Origin of the sequence: Agromyces bauzanensis (assembly GCF_014645655.1) — a bacterium.
GTDB lineage: Bacteria > Actinomycetota > Actinomycetes > Actinomycetales > Microbacteriaceae > Agromyces > Agromyces bauzanensis.
In genome coordinates, this window is the sequence record NZ_BMMD01000010.1 from 109482 (window position 1) to 126223 (window position 16742).

The 16742-nt window shown below is 69.0% G+C and carries 20 protein-coding genes; 17 read left to right on the forward strand and 3 right to left on the reverse strand.

Annotated elements, in window-relative coordinates; all coding sequences use genetic code 11:
- Nucleotides 1-34 precede the first annotated feature (34 nt).
- From IEX31_RS10245 to IEX31_RS10295, 11 genes are all read left to right on the forward strand, one after another.
- Complete coding sequence (locus IEX31_RS10245; protein ID WP_188743330.1) at nt 35-1528, forward strand: glycosyltransferase family 39 protein; 1494 nt, start codon at nt 35-37, stop codon at nt 1526-1528.
- Nucleotides 1529-1782: 254 nt separating this feature from the next.
- Nucleotides 1783-2154 carry an ArsR/SmtB family transcription factor gene (locus IEX31_RS10250; protein WP_188743356.1) on the forward strand — a complete coding sequence of 124 codons (372 nt, stop codon included), beginning with the start codon at nt 1783-1785 and terminating at the stop codon, nt 2152-2154.
- 14 nt (nt 2155-2168) lie between these two features.
- Nucleotides 2169-3230: a cation diffusion facilitator family transporter gene (locus tag IEX31_RS10255; protein ID WP_188743357.1), complete on the forward strand. Its 1062-nt coding sequence runs from the start codon at nt 2169-2171 to the stop codon at nt 3228-3230.
- A 215-nt stretch (nt 3231-3445) separates the two neighbouring features.
- Entirely contained in the window at nt 3446-4354 is a 909-nt protein-coding gene (locus IEX31_RS10260; protein ID WP_188743358.1) for a DMT family transporter, read from the forward strand.
- Nucleotides 4355-4560: 206 nt separating this feature from the next.
- On the forward strand, nt 4561-4920 hold the full coding sequence (locus tag IEX31_RS10265; protein ID WP_188743331.1) for a GntR family transcriptional regulator: 360 nt from the start codon (nt 4561-4563) through the stop codon (nt 4918-4920).
- Nucleotides 4917-5825, forward strand: a complete 909-nt coding sequence (locus tag IEX31_RS10270) for an ABC transporter ATP-binding protein (protein WP_188743332.1) — start codon at nt 4917-4919, stop codon at nt 5823-5825. The genes IEX31_RS10265 and IEX31_RS10270 overlap by 4 nt, the downstream gene beginning before the upstream one ends.
- Complete coding sequence (locus IEX31_RS10275; protein WP_188743333.1) at nt 5822-6589, forward strand: hypothetical protein; 768 nt, start codon at nt 5822-5824, stop codon at nt 6587-6589. Before IEX31_RS10270 ends, IEX31_RS10275 begins: the two co-directional genes overlap by 4 nt.
- A gap of 140 nt (nt 6590-6729) precedes the next feature.
- A complete protein-coding gene (locus IEX31_RS10280) occupies nt 6730-7020 on the forward strand; it encodes a hypothetical protein (RefSeq protein WP_188743334.1) in 291 nt (96 codons plus the stop codon).
- Nucleotides 7021-7029: 9 nt separating this feature from the next.
- Nucleotides 7030-7359, forward strand: a complete 330-nt coding sequence (locus IEX31_RS10285; protein WP_188743335.1) for a chorismate mutase — start codon at nt 7030-7032, stop codon at nt 7357-7359.
- Nucleotides 7356-8276 (forward strand): SDR family NAD(P)-dependent oxidoreductase, encoded by a 921-nt coding sequence (locus IEX31_RS10290; RefSeq protein WP_188743336.1) that lies wholly within the window; start codon nt 7356-7358, stop codon nt 8274-8276. The genes IEX31_RS10285 and IEX31_RS10290 overlap by 4 nt, the downstream gene beginning before the upstream one ends.
- Complete coding sequence (locus IEX31_RS10295) at nt 8273-8467, forward strand: hypothetical protein (protein ID WP_188743337.1); 195 nt, start codon at nt 8273-8275, stop codon at nt 8465-8467. Before IEX31_RS10290 ends, IEX31_RS10295 begins: the two co-directional genes overlap by 4 nt.
- 57 nt (nt 8468-8524) lie before the next feature.
- Here IEX31_RS10295 and IEX31_RS10300 read toward each other — a convergent pair whose 3' ends face one another.
- Together IEX31_RS10300 and IEX31_RS10305 are read right to left on the reverse strand one after the other, a co-directional pair.
- Nucleotides 8525-9265 (reverse strand): ZIP family metal transporter, encoded by a 741-nt coding sequence (locus IEX31_RS10300; protein WP_229662255.1) that lies wholly within the window; start codon nt 9263-9265, stop codon nt 8525-8527.
- 90 nt (nt 9266-9355) lie between these two features.
- The gene (locus IEX31_RS10305; RefSeq protein WP_188743338.1) at nt 9356-9802 is read right to left on the reverse strand and encodes a universal stress protein; all 447 of its coding nucleotides are present in this window, start codon (nt 9800-9802) and stop codon (nt 9356-9358) included.
- A 421-nt stretch (nt 9803-10223) separates the two neighbouring features.
- Here IEX31_RS10305 and IEX31_RS10310 point away from each other — a divergent pair, with 421 nt between their 5' ends.
- The 6 genes from IEX31_RS10310 (at nt 10224) to IEX31_RS10335 (ending at nt 13959) form a co-directional block, all read left to right on the forward strand.
- Complete coding sequence (locus IEX31_RS10310) at nt 10224-10370, forward strand: hypothetical protein (protein ID WP_188743339.1); 147 nt, start codon at nt 10224-10226, stop codon at nt 10368-10370.
- A gap of 10 nt (nt 10371-10380) precedes the next feature.
- The gene (locus IEX31_RS10315; RefSeq protein WP_188743340.1) at nt 10381-11538 is read left to right on the forward strand and encodes an alcohol dehydrogenase catalytic domain-containing protein; all 1158 of its coding nucleotides are present in this window, start codon (nt 10381-10383) and stop codon (nt 11536-11538) included.
- 10 nt (nt 11539-11548) lie between these two features.
- Complete coding sequence (locus IEX31_RS10320) at nt 11549-11968, forward strand: pilus assembly protein CpaE (RefSeq protein ID WP_188743341.1); 420 nt, start codon at nt 11549-11551, stop codon at nt 11966-11968.
- Nucleotides 11965-12576: a hypothetical protein gene (locus IEX31_RS10325; RefSeq protein WP_188743342.1), complete on the forward strand. Its 612-nt coding sequence runs from the start codon at nt 11965-11967 to the stop codon at nt 12574-12576. The genes IEX31_RS10320 and IEX31_RS10325 overlap by 4 nt, the downstream gene beginning before the upstream one ends.
- A 702-nt stretch (nt 12577-13278) precedes the next feature.
- On the forward strand, nt 13279-13749 hold the full coding sequence (locus IEX31_RS10330) for a hypothetical protein (RefSeq protein WP_188743343.1): 471 nt from the start codon (nt 13279-13281) through the stop codon (nt 13747-13749).
- A 51-nt stretch (nt 13750-13800) separates the two neighbouring features.
- Nucleotides 13801-13959 (forward strand): hypothetical protein, encoded by a 159-nt coding sequence (locus IEX31_RS10335; RefSeq protein ID WP_188743344.1) that lies wholly within the window; start codon nt 13801-13803, stop codon nt 13957-13959.
- A gap of 173 nt (nt 13960-14132) precedes the next feature.
- Here IEX31_RS10335 and IEX31_RS19745 read toward each other — a convergent pair whose 3' ends face one another.
- Entirely contained in the window at nt 14133-15578 is a 1446-nt protein-coding gene (locus IEX31_RS19745) for a helix-turn-helix domain-containing protein (protein ID WP_425549686.1), read from the reverse strand.
- Between the last annotated feature and the right edge of the window lie 1164 nt (nt 15579-16742).

Consider the following 16742-nt stretch of genomic DNA (forward strand, 5'->3'; position numbering starts at 1 on the left):
TCACGATCGGCTCAGGTCGAGGAAGGAGATCGCGGTGACCCGCTGGTCGACGCGATGGTCGCGCCATGGTGCGCCGCTGGTCGGCGTGCTCGCCGGCATCCTCGCGCACGTCGGCGCGGGCGTTCCCTCGTATTGGGGCGACGAGGCGGCAAGCGTGCTGTCCGCGGAGCGATCCGTTCCGGGCCTCATCGGCCTCCTCGGCCGGGTCGATGCGGTGCACGGCGCCTACTACCTGTTCCTGCACGAATGGATCCGGCTGGTCGGCACCTCCGAGGCGGCCGTGCGCATCCCGAGTGCGGTGGCGATCGGCGTTGCCGCTGCCGGCGTCGTCGTGCTCGGCTCGCGCCTCCTCGGCCCGGGGATCGGGGTCCTCGCCGGCCTCGTGTTCGCGGTGCTGCCGATCGCCACGCGCATGGGCATGGAGGCGCGTTCCTACGCGTTCGCGATGGCCGCGGCGGTCTGGCTGACCGTGTGGCTGCACGAGCTCGTGCAGCGTCGCGAGTCGCGGTGGTGGGCGTGGGCGCTCTTCGCCGTCGGGTTCGCCGGTGGCGTGTACCTGTTCCTCTACCTCGCCCTGCTCGCGCCCGCGCACCTCGCGATCGTGCTGGGCGCCCGGGCGTCGCGCCCCGTGGTCCTGCGCTGGGTCGCGGCATCCGTCGGCGCCGCCGTGCTCGCCGCGCCGATCCTCGTCCTCGCGATGTCGCAGCGAGAGCAGATCGGCTTCCTCGCGCGCCGCGACTACGCCACGGCCGGCGCCGTGCTCGTGGAGCAGTGGTTCGGCTCGGCCTGGGTCCTCGCCGTCGCCGCGTGGTGCGCGATGGCGGTCGCCGTGGCGACGGCCGCATTCGCGCAGGCCGGTCGTTCGACGCGCTCGGGCGTCGTGGTCGTGGTCGTATGGATGGCGGTGCCCACTGCCGTGCTCCTCGCGGGCGACGCTTGGCTCACCCCCCTGTACAACCCTCGGTACCTCGCGTTCTGCGCCCCGGCGGTCGCGCTGCTCATCGCGGCCGGGCTCCGCGCGCTCGGCGTGTACGCGGCGAGGCTCGCCGCGCGGCCGATGCTGCTGCGCACCGTGCCGCTCGTCGGTCTCGGGCTGGTCGTCGCGCTCGCCGCGCCCGCCTACGTCGCCCAACGCGGTCCGTACGCGAAGGACGGCGGGAGCGACCTCCGCCAGACCGCCGAGGTGATCGCGGCGCACGCGGTCGAGGGCGACGCGATCGTGTTCGATCGCACGGTCAAGCCGTCGCGGCGCCCGCGCCTGGCACTGAACCTGTACCCCGACAAGTTCGCCCGCGTCGAGGACGTCGAACTCGTGAAGCCCCACGAGGCACATACCAGTCTCTGGGACGAGGTGGCGCCGCTGCCCGAGGTGGCCGACCGGGTGCTGGCGCACCAGCGGGTGTGGGCGGTCGAGAGCGATGCCGATGCGTCGGATGTCGCGGCGCTGCGCCTCCTCGGGTACCGGGTCGAGCGCACCATCCCCGTGCATCGCACGATGATCTACGAACTCGTGAGGTCGCAGCCATGACCTCGCCGGCCGAATCGCCCAGCGGCCGTGCGCGCGACCTGCGGCGGCTGGCGCGGCAGGTCGTCGCGTTCGCCGCAGTCGGCGGCGCCGGGGTGTTCGTCGACGTCGGCGGCTTCAACCTGCTCACCGCCACCGCGCTGTCTGCGCACATGGCCTGCTCGGCTCGGCGTTCCGCTTCGTGGCGTACCGCACCTGGGTCGACGGCCCACGCCGCCTCGCAGCAGCGAGCGAAGCAACTCTGCAATAATCTGCGTATGAATGCAGATACCGAAGACGCGTGCGGGCGCCTTCCCGACAGCCAGTACGTGGAGCTCGCGGTGGAGGTCTTCGCGATGCTGGCCGATGCGACGCGGGTGCGCCTGATCCTCGCACTCAAGGAGTACGGCGAGCTGTCGGTGAACCGGCTGGCGGATGTCGCGGGCAAGTCGCCGGCGGCCGTCTCGCAGCATCTGGCCAAGCTGCGCCTGGCGCGCATGGTGTCGACGCGCCACGACGGCACGCGGGTGTTCTACCGGCTCACCGACGAGCACGCGACGCAGCTCGTCACCGCCGCCATCCTCCAGGCCGAGCACGCGCTCGGAGGAACGCCTCGCCACCACCACGCCGACGCGGGAGTCGGCGAGTGAGCACGCACAGCCGCATGCCGGCGCACCCGCAGGGCCACGACCACGACCACGATCACGACCACGACCATGATCACGACCACCACCACGACCACGACCACGATCACGACCACGATCACGACCACCCGGGCGGGTTCCGCGGGTTCGTCCGCGAGCTGTTCCTCCCGCACACCCATGACGCCGCCGACGCCGTCGACGACGCGCTCGAGGCGAGCGCACAGGGGATCCGCGCGCTGAAGGTCAGCCTGTGGCTCCTGCTCACGACCACGGCCCTGCAGTTCGTCGTCGTGATCATCAGCGGCTCGGTCGCCCTGTTGGCCGACACGGTGCACAACTTCTCCGATGCGCTCACCGCCGTGCCGCTGTGGGTCGCCTTCGCGCTCGGCCGGAGAGCCGCCACCCACCGGTATCCCTACGGATACGGTCGTGCCGAGGACCTTGCGGGGCTCTTCATCGTCGCGGTCGTGGCGCTCTCGGCGGTCGTCGCGGCATGGCAGTCGATCGGGCGGCTCGTCGACCCGCAGCCGATCGAGCACCTCGGCTGGGTCATCGTGGCGGGCCTCATCGGGTTCGCCGGCAACGAGGCCGTCGCGATCTACCGCATCAGGGTCGGGCGACGCATCGGCTCGGCGGCGCTCGTCGCCGACGGCGTGCACGCCCGAACCGACGGCTTCACGTCGCTCGCGGTCGTGCTCGGTGCCCTGGGTGTCATGGCGGGATTCCCGCTCGCCGACCCGATCGTCGGCATCGTCATCTCGGCCGCGATCGTCGTGCTCCTCTGGGGCACGATGCGGAGCATCGGGCGCCGGCTGCTGGACGCCATCGAACCCGAACTGGTGGAGCGGGCCGAACATGCGCTGGGCCACGTCGACGGCGTGCTGGCCGTCGAGGAGCTCCGGCTGCGGTGGGTCGGGCACCGACTGCAGGGTGACGCGCTCGTGAAGACGGCGGATCTTCCGCTCGGCGAGGTGGAGCGGATCCTCGAGGAGGGGGAAGCGCAGGTGCGCGCCCACCTGCGGACCGTCGAGGTGATGCACGTGCGGGCGACGACCGGCGGGTCCTCGTCCGGAAGTCACTAGACGGCGGGTCCGCCGGCCCGAAGCGACCGTCTCGAGGCTGCCTGCCTCCGGCGGATTCCGGACACGACGTTCCGCGGGCCTCGCCGACGGTCGGGGGTGCGGCATACGCTCGATCAGTGAGCACCGATACCGCCTCTCGATCCGCCGTCGCACAGCCCGCGGCATCCGCCCCGAAGCGTCCGGGCCGGCTCTCGACCTGGGTGCAGTTCCTCGCCATGGGCACCGTGTGGGGCGCCAGCTTCCTGTTCATGAAGGTCGCACTCGAGGGCGTCTCGTTCGGGCAGATCGCGTGGTCGCGCACGGTGCTCGGTGCGCTCGCGCTCGGCGTCATCGTGCTCGTCACGCGACCGAGGGTGCCTCGGGCCGACGGCACGCCGGGGCCCGTGCTGCCGCGTGAGCGGGTGGTGTGGCTGCACTTCCTCGTCGTGTCGCTCACGACGTGCGTCATCCCGTACCTCGCCTTCGCGTGGGCCGAGCAGTACGTCTCGTCGAGCCTCGCCTCGATCTACAACGCGACGACGCCGATCATGACGGCCATCATGGCCACGCTCGTGTTCCGCGTCGAGCGGCTCGGCCTCAGCCGGTGGGTCGGGGTGGGCGTCGGCATCCTCGGCGTGCTCGTCATCATCGGGCCCTGGCAGTACCAGGCGCTGACGGGCAGCCTCGCCGGACAGCTCGCCTGCCTCGTGGCGACCGTCTGCTACGGCTTCACGTTCGGGTACCAGCGCCGGTTCCTGAGCCACCGGCCCATCGCCCCCGCGACCTTCGCGTTCCTCTCGATCGGCGTCTCGGCGGTGGTGATGCTCGCGCTCACGCCGTTCATCGCGCTCTCACCGGTCGACCTCGACTGGCGCATCGCGGGCTCGCTCCTCGCGCTCGGCCTGCTCGGCACCGGTCTCGCATACATCTGGAACATCAACGTGCTGCGCGCCTGGGGCCCGACGGGGGTCTCGACGGTCACGTACGTCACGCCCGTGGTGGGGGTCGCGCTCGGCGTGATCCTGCTCGGCGAGCGGTTCTCGTGGCACGAGCCGGTCGGCGCCGTGCTCGTGCTCCTCGGCATCCTGCTCGCGCAGGGCCGGCTGCGGATGCCGCGGCGACGCGTCGCGGCATCCGACACCTAGCCCCGGCGCGCCGCCTCGCGCCGGTCCGGCAGCGGCATCCGCCTCTGCGCCACTTCGGCGGTTCGTGCGCCACTTCAACTGGCGCAGCGCGCGCTGAAGTGGCGCAGGGTGGCCGGTGGCGGCCATCGTACGGGCGGGGTTGACACGCGTGCGCGAACATGGTTGGTTAGTTACACAAGTAATGAACCAACGAACTGAGTAGCCATATGGATGAATCGCGGCCGATCTTCCTGCAGATCGCGGAGCAGGTGGAGAACGACATCATCGAGGGCGTCCTCAGGGAGGACGAGCAGATCCCGTCGACGAACGAGCTCGCCGCGTTCCACCGCATCAACCCGGCCACCGCACTGAAGGGGGTGAATCGCCTGGTCGACGACGGCATAGTGGCGAAACGGCGGGGGATCGGCATGTTCGTGGCGCCCGGTGCCCGCGCCCGACTCATCGAGCGTCGCCGGGCCGACTTCGCCGCCGAATACCTGCGGCCCCTCATCATCGAGGCCGAGAAGCTCGGCATCGACATCGACGAACTCGCGGGGCTTCTCCGCGCGGAAAGGATCCAGTCATGACCCGCACCGTGGTCCGCGCCAGCGGGCTCACCAAGCGCTACGGTTCCTTCACGGCCGTGGAAGCCGTGGACTTCACCGTCGAGGAGAACCGCATCTACGGGCTCCTCGGGCGGAACGGGGCCGGCAAGACCACCATCATGCAGCTGCTCACCGGCCAGATCTTCCCGACCGCGGGCGAGCTCGAGGTGTTCGGCCGCCCGCCCGCCGAGCACGCCGACGTGCTGCGTCGCATGTGCTTCATCGCGGAGTCGCAGCGGTATCCCGACGCGTACAAGCCGCTGCACCTGCTTCGCGCAGCCCCGTGGTACTTCGAGAACTGGGACGAGGAATTCGCCAGGCGCCTCGTCGATGACTTCAGGATTCCCCTGAACCGCTATGTGAGGAAGCTCTCCCGCGGCCAGCTCTCGGCGGTCGGCGTGACCATCGGCCTGGCCTCACGCGCCCCGATCACGTTCTTCGACGAGCCGTACCTCGGCCTGGACGCTGTCGCGAGGCACGTCTTCTACGATCGGCTCCTCGCGGACTACGCCGAGCACCCCCGCACGATCGTGCTCTCGACGCACCTGATCGACGAGGTCGCGAACCTCCTCGAGCACATCATCCTCATCGATCAGGGGCGCCTCCTCCTCGATCGCGACGCGGAGGAGGTGCGGGGCTCGGCAACCACCGTCGCCGGTACCCGGGCCACGGTCGAGTCCTTCACCGCCGACCGGCCGGTGATCGGCCGCGAGCACCTCGGCGGACAGGCGTCCGTCACCATCGACGGCCGACTCGATCTGGCCGAGCGACTGCGTGCGAAAGAGCTCGGCCTCGAGCTCTCACCGGTCTCGCTCCAACAACTCATCGTCCACCTGACCGGAACCGACCTGCATGCCGGTTCAGCCGGAGAGGAGGCCGCAGCATGAGCGCCAGCACGGTCGTCTCAGCCGGCACGCAACGCACCGAGGCGCGCTCGCGCGCGCACGAGATCTGGCGCACCGTCCGATTGCACTCGGTGACACCGTATGTGTTCTTCGGCATTCCATGGCTCATCCTCGGCGGAGTCTGGGCGGTCACCATGGTCGCCGCGGTCATCCTCCGGGGCGCCGGGGTGTCCGACGCCACCGACGGCTTCCGGTACAGCTGGGCGGTGCTCTCGCCGCAGTGGTACCTCGTCGTCGTGGGCGTGCAGGCGATCGCCTACACGTTCTCGTTCGCGCTGGGATTCGGCGCCACGCGTCGCGACTTCTGGCTCGGGACGAGCCTGATGTTCGTGCTCGTCTCGGTCGAGATGGCCGCCGCCATCGCCACGCTCGTGCAGATCGAGCAGGCCACCGGCGGTTGGTGGATCGGCGCCGGCATGTTCGACACCCTGTGGTACGGGCAGCAGGGCTGGTTGGTCGACTTCTACACGACGTTCGCGCTGCAACTGCTCGTGCTGTTCGTCGGTGCAAGCGTGACCACGGTCTACCTGCGCTGGCGCATGCGGGGCATGATGATCATGTTCTTCAGCGCCGCCGCCCTGGTGCTCATCCTCGTCGCCGGCCTCACGTTCACCGAGAGCTGGACGGCGGTCTTCGACTGGTTCGCCTCGATCGGCATCGTCGGCACCTTCACGGTGGTGCTGGCGAAGGCGCTCGCCTGGGCCGTCGTCGGGTACTTCGTCATCCGGCGGGCCACGCCGCGTTGATCGGGCGGGCTTCGACTCAGCCGCGGGCGGCCTATCCCCCGCGACAGGCCGCGGTGCGGCATCCGCGTCCCGCCCGACGCGTCGCTCGCCATCATGGGCGCATCGGGTTCGGGCAAGACGACGCTGCTGCACTGCCTGGCGTGTGGAGATCACGGGGCTCAGCGAGCGCCGGCGCCGAGGAGTACGGTCGCGGCTGGCTCGCCGCCCTCGGACTCGCAGGTCTGGAGGACCGCCGCATCCTCGACCGGCGCGACCTCTACGAGGCGCTCGGCCGGCTCGGCATGCCGACGAGCACGACGGACTCCGCACGCCGCCGTTCCGTCATGTCGCCGCTGCGCATCACCGCCATCGGCTCGGCGCTCACCGCCGCGGTGATGCGGGCGCATGAACCCCGTGGGGGCGCGCCTCCCCAACCCGCGGGGCGCGGGTAGGGTCGAGGTATGAGCGACGGACCCATCGACGAACGGGATGCCGCGATGACCGAGCTGCTCGGCATCCGATCGAGCATCGACAACATCGACGCCGCCCTCATCCACCTGCTCGCCGAGCGCTTCAAGTTCACGCAGCAGGTGGGCCGGCTGAAGGCCGAACACGGCCTGCCGCCGAGCGATCCTGAACGCGAGCGCCGCCAGATCGCACGGCTCCGGGCGCTGGCGATCGACGCGCACCTCGACCCCGCGTTCGCCGAGAAGTGGTTCAACTTCGTCGTCGCCGAGGTGATCCAGCACCACGAGGAAATGGCTGGCAACGGGGCGATTGGCGAGCTGTGAACTGGTACCCCATCGCCTTGCCGCCCCAGGCCGGGCGGCGGGTGCTCGTGACCGGTGCGAACGCCGGTATCGGGTTCTTCACGGCGGCGCGGCTCGCGGGCGCGGGCGCGCACGTCGTGCTGAGCGGCCGCCGTCCCGAACGGCTTGACGCGGCGGTGGCCGCCATCCGCGACGTGCGGTCCGCGGCATGCGTCGAGACTCTCGTGATCGACCAGTCGTCGCTCGATTCGGTCGCCGCAGGTGCGAAACGGCTCCTCGCCGGGCCGACGCTCGACGGCGTCGTCGCGAACGCGGGCATGGTGCACACGCCGAAGGAGCGCCTCGAGTCGGTCGACGGCAACGAGCTCGTGCTCGCCACGAACGTGCTCGGACACTTCGCTCTGCTCGGCCGGCTCCTGCCGCACCTCGCGCCGGGCGCCCGTATCGTCTCGCTCGGGTCGCTGTCATCGCGGCTCTCGACGTTCCGCATCGACGACCTGCAGCTCGAACGCGGCTACGACTCCTGGCGGGCGTACGCGCAGTCGAAGACCGCGACGCAGGTGTTGGGCTTCGAGCTCGACCGGCGGCTGCGCGCCGGGGCGCTGCCCGTCGCGAGCGTGGTCGCGCAGCCCGGGTACTCGATCAGCGGACGGACGCCGTTCGTGCCCGGCGTCAACGAGCCGAGCCGCGGTCGCCGATTCGTCGGTGCGCTGCAGGCGTCGGTGGCGCAGGGCAAGCATCGTGGGGCGGAGGTCGTGCTGCACGCGCTCACCGCGCCCGGCGTCGAGGGCGGCCAGTACTGGGGTCCCCGCTACCTCACCCGTGGCGAGCCTGTGCTGCAGGCGCCCACCCGGGCCTCGACCGACCGCGAGATCGCGGCGCGGTTCTGGACGTTCGCCGAGGGGGTGACCGCCCGGGCGTTCACGGTCGGCGGATGACGCAGGGCGCCCGTCGGGGCTGGTTCGCGTCGCCCCGGGTGCGTCGGGTGCTCGCCCGCATCGTGGTGGTCATCGGCGTTCTGCTCGGCCTCATCGGGCTGCTGACGGCGCGATGGGGACTCCTGTTCGTGGGCATCATCGTGATCGGTCTCGGCGCCGCGATGGGGCCCGCGCGCATCCGTCGCGACTGACGCGTCCCGCGGGTTGCGGTGGCGCCTGCACCGTCCGTCGAGCAGGCCCACACCAGGTCAGACCATGCCCGCGAGGAGATAGAGCGCGCCGAGTCCGACGAGGAAGGTGAGCGTGACGACGACCTTGCCGCGGGCGGTCTCCTCGTGCGAGAACTCCGGAATCAGGTCGGCCGCCGCGATGTAGATGAAGTTCCCGGCCGCGAACGGGATGAATACCGCGACGTCGATGTCGCCGGACAGGAGGTAGGCGACGTATCCGCCGACCAGGAACGTCGCGGCGGAGAGGACGTTGAACATCAGCGCCCGGCCCTTCCGCCACCCGCTGTGCACGAGCAGCCCGAAGTCGCCCAACTCCTGGGGAACCTCGTGCGCGGCAGCGATCAGCCAGGTGATTACTCCGAGCTGGATGTCGATGATGAAGGCGCTGGCGACCCCGATCCCGCCGATGAAGTTGTGGAGTCCGTCGGCGGCCAGGATGAGGTAGCCCACGGGTCCGTGGCTCACGTGATTGTGGTCGCGATGGCAGTGATGCCAGTGCAAGAACTGCTCCAGCACGAGGAACGAGAGGAAGCCCAGCGCCACGAGCCCGTAGACCGAAAGCTCGTTGCCGAGCGCCACCACGGAGGCCGGCAGCATGTGGAACAACGCGCCGCCGAGCAATGACCCTGCGGCGAGAGCCACCAGCGGCAGGACGATGCGGTCGAACATGCGTGATGGCAGCACCAGCGTGACGCTGCCGATGAGCGCGAGCGCGCTCATCGCCACCCCGCTGATCGTGATCCAGGCGAGCGTCGACACTCAGCTCACCTCAGCTCGGTGCTCGTCGGCATCGGCGGAGGTCGACCTCTCGACCGGAACCGGTCGAGTATCCCTGCGAGCACCGGGCGATCAGCTGTGTCGGTGGATCAGGACCGGGCACGGAGCGTGATGTGCGCAGTAGCTCGCCACGGACCCGAGGTGCGCGCCTTCGACGGCGCCGTACCGGTGGCTGCCGAGGACGAGCATCTGCGCGCCCTCGGCAGCTTCCACGAGTGCGAGGGTGGGACGCCACTCCACCATCCGGACCTCGACCTCCAGGTCGCCGGCATCCGCCAGCCCCTCTTCGACGGACCGATCGAGCAGTGCCTTGGCGTGTTGCGCGTAGTCCTCGTCGCGACTGGTCGGAGACACCATGATCGTCCAGGGCACCTCCCAGGCGGCGATGACGATCAGCTTCGCGCCGGTCATGCGTGCTTGGCCGACGGCCCATTTCAGCGCGTGGATGCTCGCATCCGTACCGTCCGCGCCCGCGACGATGAATGGCTTCCGACCGGTCTGCTCGTTCGTCTCCGACATGGCACCACCGTAGTATCCGCGTCAATCCGGCACTAGGGTCCAACCGCCCACGGCTGAGCCGCGGCTCAACCGGCGAGGCCCCGGGCGGCGCACGCCGCTACGGGCGCGATCACGGGCGCCGGCTGGGATCGGTGTTGTCGACCACGATCGATGCTCCCTCCCATGGGCGCGCCGCAGCGAAGTGGAGCCGCTGCCCATCCATGTACCGACGCATCGACTCGTGATCACTACCGGGGCGATGGCCTCGATCCCGTCGGTCACCGTTCCAGCTTGATGCATGGAGGGCGCGGGTTTCGAGACGCTCGCTGCGCTCGTTCCTCAAGCTGCGAACGCGCGGGAGCCCCGACACGTCGCATGCGGTTCACCTGCGCGCAACCATGTCGTCGGGTGGTGTTGCCACCCGATGCATACGGTGATCGGCATGTCCACACAGCGGAGTGCGGCGGATGCTGCGATCGTCGACCTGTTCGAGCGGTGGAGTGAGGCCGACGACGTCGATGAGCTCGACGTCGACCTCGTCGTCGACCTGCTCGGACTCATCGGTGCCCCGCGCCGCCGTCGCCGATAACGGGAGTCCCATGCACACCATCACGCGGGTCGGCGACCTCGACGTCATCGTGAAGCCCTCGCCCGTCGCGATGGTGTGGAACGAGCCGGGGCGGCCGCACGACGCGCTCGCCGCACCCGGCGTTCGCCTCGCGCCGGGTGAGGCGCTCGTCGAGGTGGAGCTCGCCACGATCTGCGGCTCCGACGTGCGCGTGGCACGCGGCGAGGAGCCCGCGCCCGTGCCGCTCGTGCTGGGCCACGAGGCAGTCGGTCGCGTCGTCGCGATCGGCGAGGGCGCGCGGCGAGTCGACGGCGTTCCCCTCGAGCTCGGCGACCGCGTCGTGTGGTCGACGACCGTGAGTTGCGGCGAGTGCGATCGCTGCAGGCGGGGCGTGCCGCAGGCCTGCCGCACGCTCGGCCGGTACGGCCACGAGCGCGTGCACCGCGGCTGGGAGCTCTCTGGCGGGTTCGCGACGCACGTGCAGCTCCGCCGGGGCACCGGGATCGTGCGCGCACCCGAAGACATCCCGAGCCGCGTGCTCGCGCCCTCGTCGTGCACGGCGGCGACGGCCTTCGCGGCCCTCGACGCGGCATCCGCTCGGGTCGGCCTCGACGGCGCGCTGGTGCTCGTCACCGGCGCCGGGCTGGTCGGCCTCACCGTCGCGGCCATGGCGGTCGAGGCGGGCGCCGAGGTGATCGTGTCGGAGCCGGATGCCTCGCGCCGCGAGTTCGCCCGCCGGTTCGGCGCGGTGCCCGTGGACCCGGGCGCGCGCTCCACGTCACCCGACGGCCTCGGCACGGCGCTCGCCGCGTTCGAGCGCCGCGGTTTCGGCGAGGTGCACGTCGCGGTCGAGGCATCCGGTGCCGCGTCGGCGGTGCGCACGGCAGTGAACGCGCTCGGCGCGGGTGGCGTCGCCGTGCTCATCGGCACCGTCCCCGCCGGCTCCGAGGTCTGCCTCGACGCCGAGTCGCTCGTGCGGCGTCTCGTCACCGTCCAGTCCGTGCGCGACGCGACGGGCGAGCAGTTGCGCCAGGCCGTGGCGTTCCTCGAGCGGTCGTGGCGGTCGTTCCCGTTCGACGAACTCGTCGGCTCGACGCATCCGCTCGCCGATCTCGATCAGGCCATCGCCGAGGCGGCCGAGGGCTCGCACGTGCGAGTGGGCGTGGCTCCCGGGCGCCGCCCCGTGTGAGCATGGAGGGATGATCAGCAGGGACCTCGCGCTCGCGCTCAAGGAGGCGGGCCTCGTGTGGCATCCCGAGTCGGGCGACCGCTTCCAGCTCGACCTGCCCGACAAGATGGAGTCCGAGGTCGAGGCCGACGTCTTCACGGTGAGCGAGATGACGATCGAGGCGCGCAGTTATCCCACCGGCACGATCCTCGCGTTCAACGGCACCACCGAGTGGGCGCTCGATTCGGTGGCGTTCGCCGACGCGGTGTGGCTGCCGCGCGAAGACCAGCTGCGGGAGCTGCTGCGGGCGACGTTCCGGTCGCTCACGAGGCTCGAGGACTCGTTCGAGGTGTCGATCGAGCTGGGCGGCGCCGAGCTGCGGTTCGAGCATCCCGATGTCGCCGAGGCGTACGGACTCGCGCTCCTCGAACTGGTCGGCAGATCGCGATGACGGATGCCGCGGGGTCGGATGCCACGGGGTCGGATGCCGCTGGGACGGATGCCGCTGGGACGGCGGATGCCGCGGGGACGGATGCCGTGGCCGGGGCGATCGCCCGCGTTCGCGAGCTCGTCGCGCGAGTCGCTGAGGAGCTGCGCGCCGCGGGCGCCCGGCAGGAGACGCTCGCCGAGTTCGTTCCCGGACGCCGGGTGCTCGGGATCCCGCGCGCCGCGCGCATGACGCCGGTCGGTCGGGTGTGGCGGCTCGGCGTGCTCCTCGTCGACGATCGGGGTGGGCTCTACGCCACCGGACGCGTCGTGCGTGCCGAGCGCTCGGCCCGCAAGAGCGTGACCGCCGAGTCGGTGGCGCAGCAGCGAGCGTTCCGTGCCGCGGCGGTGAAGGGCGGCATCGCCGAGGGTGAGACCGTGGACTTCGATGCGACGGCGGTGGACTTCGACGAGCTCGGTCGCGACGGGGCATCCGGCCCGCTCGTGCTCGACGCGACGACCGGAGTCGTGCTCGTGCGCTGGAGCCCGACGCAGCCCGACGCCCTCACGCCGCTCGACGCGTACCTGCGCGACCGCGCCGAGCTGCTCGCCCACCCGCCCGAGGGTGCGTGAGCAACGACGTTCCGAGAGGTGTCGAGGGGCTGGTGGCCGCCGGTGCCGAACCCGGCGAGATCGGTCGTGCGTACCGGAGACGAGCATTGTTCGATCTCGCTCTATTGGTCTCGCGCAGGGTGTTCGCAATTCCGGGTACACGGCCCAGGTGGCGTTGGTCTGGGCTGCGTGGTGGAGGGCGGTTCCGACGCTGATTCCGACGACGTCGGCAACGACGCTTGCTGGTAACTCTTGAACGAGTTGGTCGATCCTCGCCCGCTTCATGTCGCGTGGATGGATGCCGAGGGCGGTGAGCTGAAGGCGCACATTCGCCCAGCTCGTATGGTGCTGCGGCATTGTTCCCTCGAAGAGCCATTCGGACTCGGCCGCTTGGAAGATGCGTCGATCATGGCGACTTGCGAGGTGGCGACGAAGCAAAGCGGCGATCGAATGCGGAAGCGCGACCGGCGTTGTTCCGAACGTGATCCATATGCATCCCCCGTCGTCGACGATGTCTGTTCGTCGTAGGCGAATGCATTCCAGCGGCTGTGCGAACACGAGGATGAACAGTCCGATGATTCGTGTGGGCAGCATGATGGACTCGTCGTCAAGGAGGCGGTCGGCTCTATCCCAGAGGAACGCGTCGGGGATGGGTGTGTGCGGCTGGGAAGGTTGCTTGGCCACTACTGAGACCTGGCGTGTGAGGCGATGTCGGGCAGCCCAGTGGATGAACGTGCGCGCGACCTTGTGCGGATCGTGCTGGGCGATGAACCGATCGACTGCCGCTTGGTCAAGCGACGACAATTGTCGTCCGTCGGCGTCAAGCCACGCGAGCAGTTCTGCGATCTTGCGCAACTCGGCCCGGCGCGTGTTCGCCGCGCCCATCGTCAACGGAGTGGCTTCCGAGCGCTGTCGAAGTTTCCGCAGGACCTCCCACTTGAAGTACCTGGTCATGATCGACGCCTGTTCAGCCGCGAGGTCGACGAAGAGGTGAGCGGCGTAAACCTCGAGGTCGCTGAGTCGGACATCGATCGTTGGCAGTGTTCCAGCACTCATCAGCATCCGTCGGAAATAGCGGACGCGAGTGGACTCCGGCAAGTCGTTCAGCGTTTCGTGGCTGATCGGCAGCTGTCCCGCTGCCATCGCCTGGAGCGTGGTCCCGATAGAGTCTCGGCGCAGCCAACGCGTCACTGAACGGGGGTCGCGAGCGCTCAGGAGGAAGTCGCCCAAGCTAACGAGGCTGGGATGGATCCGGCCGGTTTCGTCCGCGAGAAGTTCCTGCAGGCGATCGGTGAGCCGGCAGGACCCGCATTGGGAGCCGGTGAGCTGAATCTCGCTGCCGCAGGTCTTGCACCCGAACCGCTGCAGCGCTCCGGCGCACGCGGCACAAACGATCCGCCGTGATTGGTCATGGAATGCGAGAACCTTGGCCTGCCCACAGCCCGGACAGACCCCGGGGTGGCGCCGCAGTCGTGAATAGCACGTGTTGCAGATGCGCTGATCGAGAAGCTGGTACCGGGCCGGCACATCGCTACCACAGGAGTCGCAGCCGATCTGCGCGCGAATCATCTCCCGCATCATTCCGATGGGCGATGGAGCTTGGCGGGGACCGGTCGCAGGCGCCCGATCGCGGGCCCCTTCGACGTGCGTTCCGATCCGGCGGCTCGGCGCGGTTCCACCTGCACGGCGCGGACTTCGATCAGGTCGGTGGGTGTGCAGTCGAGGATCCGGCAAAGGGCGGCGAGCACTTCGACGTTGAGTCGTTCCGGCGTCTTGGTGACAAGCCGGAAGACCTGCTCGCGTGAGAGCTGCACGCCCTGTGCACGGAGCGGTTCGATCAGGTCGGTGGTCTGGAACATTCCTGCTGCTGCCATGAGCTGCCGCAGGTGCCAGGTGATCGGGGCTTCACGGCCGGGAGTCGGCATCGGGTCCTCCATAGATACGAGAAAGCAGCTCTGGTGATCATTCGGTTCTTGAAGTCGTCGCCCACCGATGTGTAGATCGCCGTGGTCGACGCGTACGCGTGTCCGAAATGGTCTTGGACGAACTTCTCCGTGTAGCCCCACTCGATGAGGTTGGTGACGTAGGTATGCCGGAGCGCGTGCACGCTGAGTTCGGACGGAACCCGAGCTCGTCGCGGATCGTCGCGAACCGGTGATCGATGTACCGCAGCGAGACCCGGCTCCCACGCTCGGTCGGCCACAGCGGCCCGCCCGGCGCGTCGGTGAACCGTGGGCGAGCCAGGTCAACCCACTGCGTGAGCCCTCGGTCACCCAGTCGAGCTCGGGAAGCGTCAGGACCGTTCTGCGGCGCGGCCCGGAGCCGTGTGCGCCTTTCCCCCAGCCCACTTCCACGGCGCCGAACCGCCCGAATCTCGGAGCCTGACCGTTCGGCCGTAAGTCGGCGGTGTCCAGCCCGGCTGCTGCCGCACGGCGCAACCCGTAGGCGTAGATGGTCTTGAAGATCTGTGCGTCCCGCAATGCGGCGAGGGCTCCCTTCCTGCCCTGCCGCATGATCGTCTCGACGCGGGCATCGGTGGCCGCGAAGAACTGCTCGAGCTCGTCGTACGTCAGCGCTCGGCGCGTCGACGGGCCCTCATAGTCGACGAGATGCGCGACCGTGTTCCACTCGTGACAGATCTGCTGCGGCACCGACCCGAACCTCCGCTCACACTCCGACGCCCAGTCGTACCGCGGGTCGGTGAGGTAGTCACAGAAGAGCCGAATAATCGCGTGATACCCCCGGATCGTGGACTTCGCCGCCAGCCGCCCCCCTGAGATCGCGTGAACCGTGAAATCCTCCAAGTCACCTGGCGCCCACTCCCACGGATACCGTCCAGCGAACTCGCCGAACCGCCGGATCACGAGGACTCGACTCGAGACAGTGCTCGCCGCGAGCCCGCGACTGGCCTGCTGGTCACCCCAACCTGTCAACATCGTCTCGAACACGAAGCGTCCTTCATCGAGCGCACGCACGTTGCCCAGGAGCCGCAGCGGCGAGGTGCCACCTGAATCATTGGCCACGACTGTAGTATTGCATTAACTGCAACATTGTTGCAGTTAATGATGCCTTGTCGACCCCCATGATCATTCCGGTCAGTGCTTCTCCTGTCCACGGCCTATGACGGTCGGTTCTCCTCAAGCGTTCGCGGTGCCGAACGCCACTCGATCACAATCCCCGAGCAACCGCCGGGGTCATGGCGCCGCATGACCGCCGCTGCTCGCACTCGATCATTTGGACGCGGTAGAGGGGGAAGCTATTACACAGGGAAGCCAGGCTACACGCTACGCCGACACTCGCGAAGCACGTCGCTTGCGAAGGCCCCCGATGATCCACACAGCAACGGCCAAGCCGAAGGCAAGAATGGATGAGTACACAACGAGAGAGGCTGCCCATCCTCCCCCCGAACCCGTGCGGTATTCGGGACCCACAACGTTCGTAATCGCAATTGACATCGACCCGAGTGGCAATGCCCCGGACAAAGCCACAACACCGTACGCGGTGATCGAGGCAACGAAGATGCGCACGCTGTCGTCCGACCGCCTCGGAATGGCTGCGATCGTCGCTGCTGCCGCTGCTGCGATAGCCCAGATGACAGACGAGACCAGGACCTGCGTTACACCAGGCGGATGAAGGCGGGCCCACCCAGCTATCAGGTCCTCATTGCCATGCATGGGCATCACTACATACACCCCCACTGCGATGATCGCCGCAGGAATAACGCACGCGGTGATGGCGAGCACTCGTCGGAGCACCGCGAACCGTCTCGTAGCTGACGAGCTACCCCCAGTTACAGAAAGCTGCGGGCGCGAAGCCATTCGCCACTACCCTTCCTGGACCTGATATGAACCAATCGGATTTGGCCGGCGTTGACAATTCGAGGTCCCACGTGTCCCATTCGGCCCACCCACCAGCGATGTGGCAGTCCCACTGCTGCTGCACCGACGCGCTCCCTACGCTTCTGCCGAGGCCGCGGTTACTCGTGATCGCCCCCCACCCAAGGTTGCGGAACTCCATGGCGTTGGCCAGGTACGCCTTGCTTCCCTCATGTTTAGCCGGGGTTTCGGGTAGCGCGTGTGTGTCGATCTGGTATGTCATGTCTCAGAGCTTCGTTTACAAGCTGTCTCATGACTTCGTTTACAGCATGTCTCATGAGTTCGTTGACAGGTAGCACCCCACGATCGGGG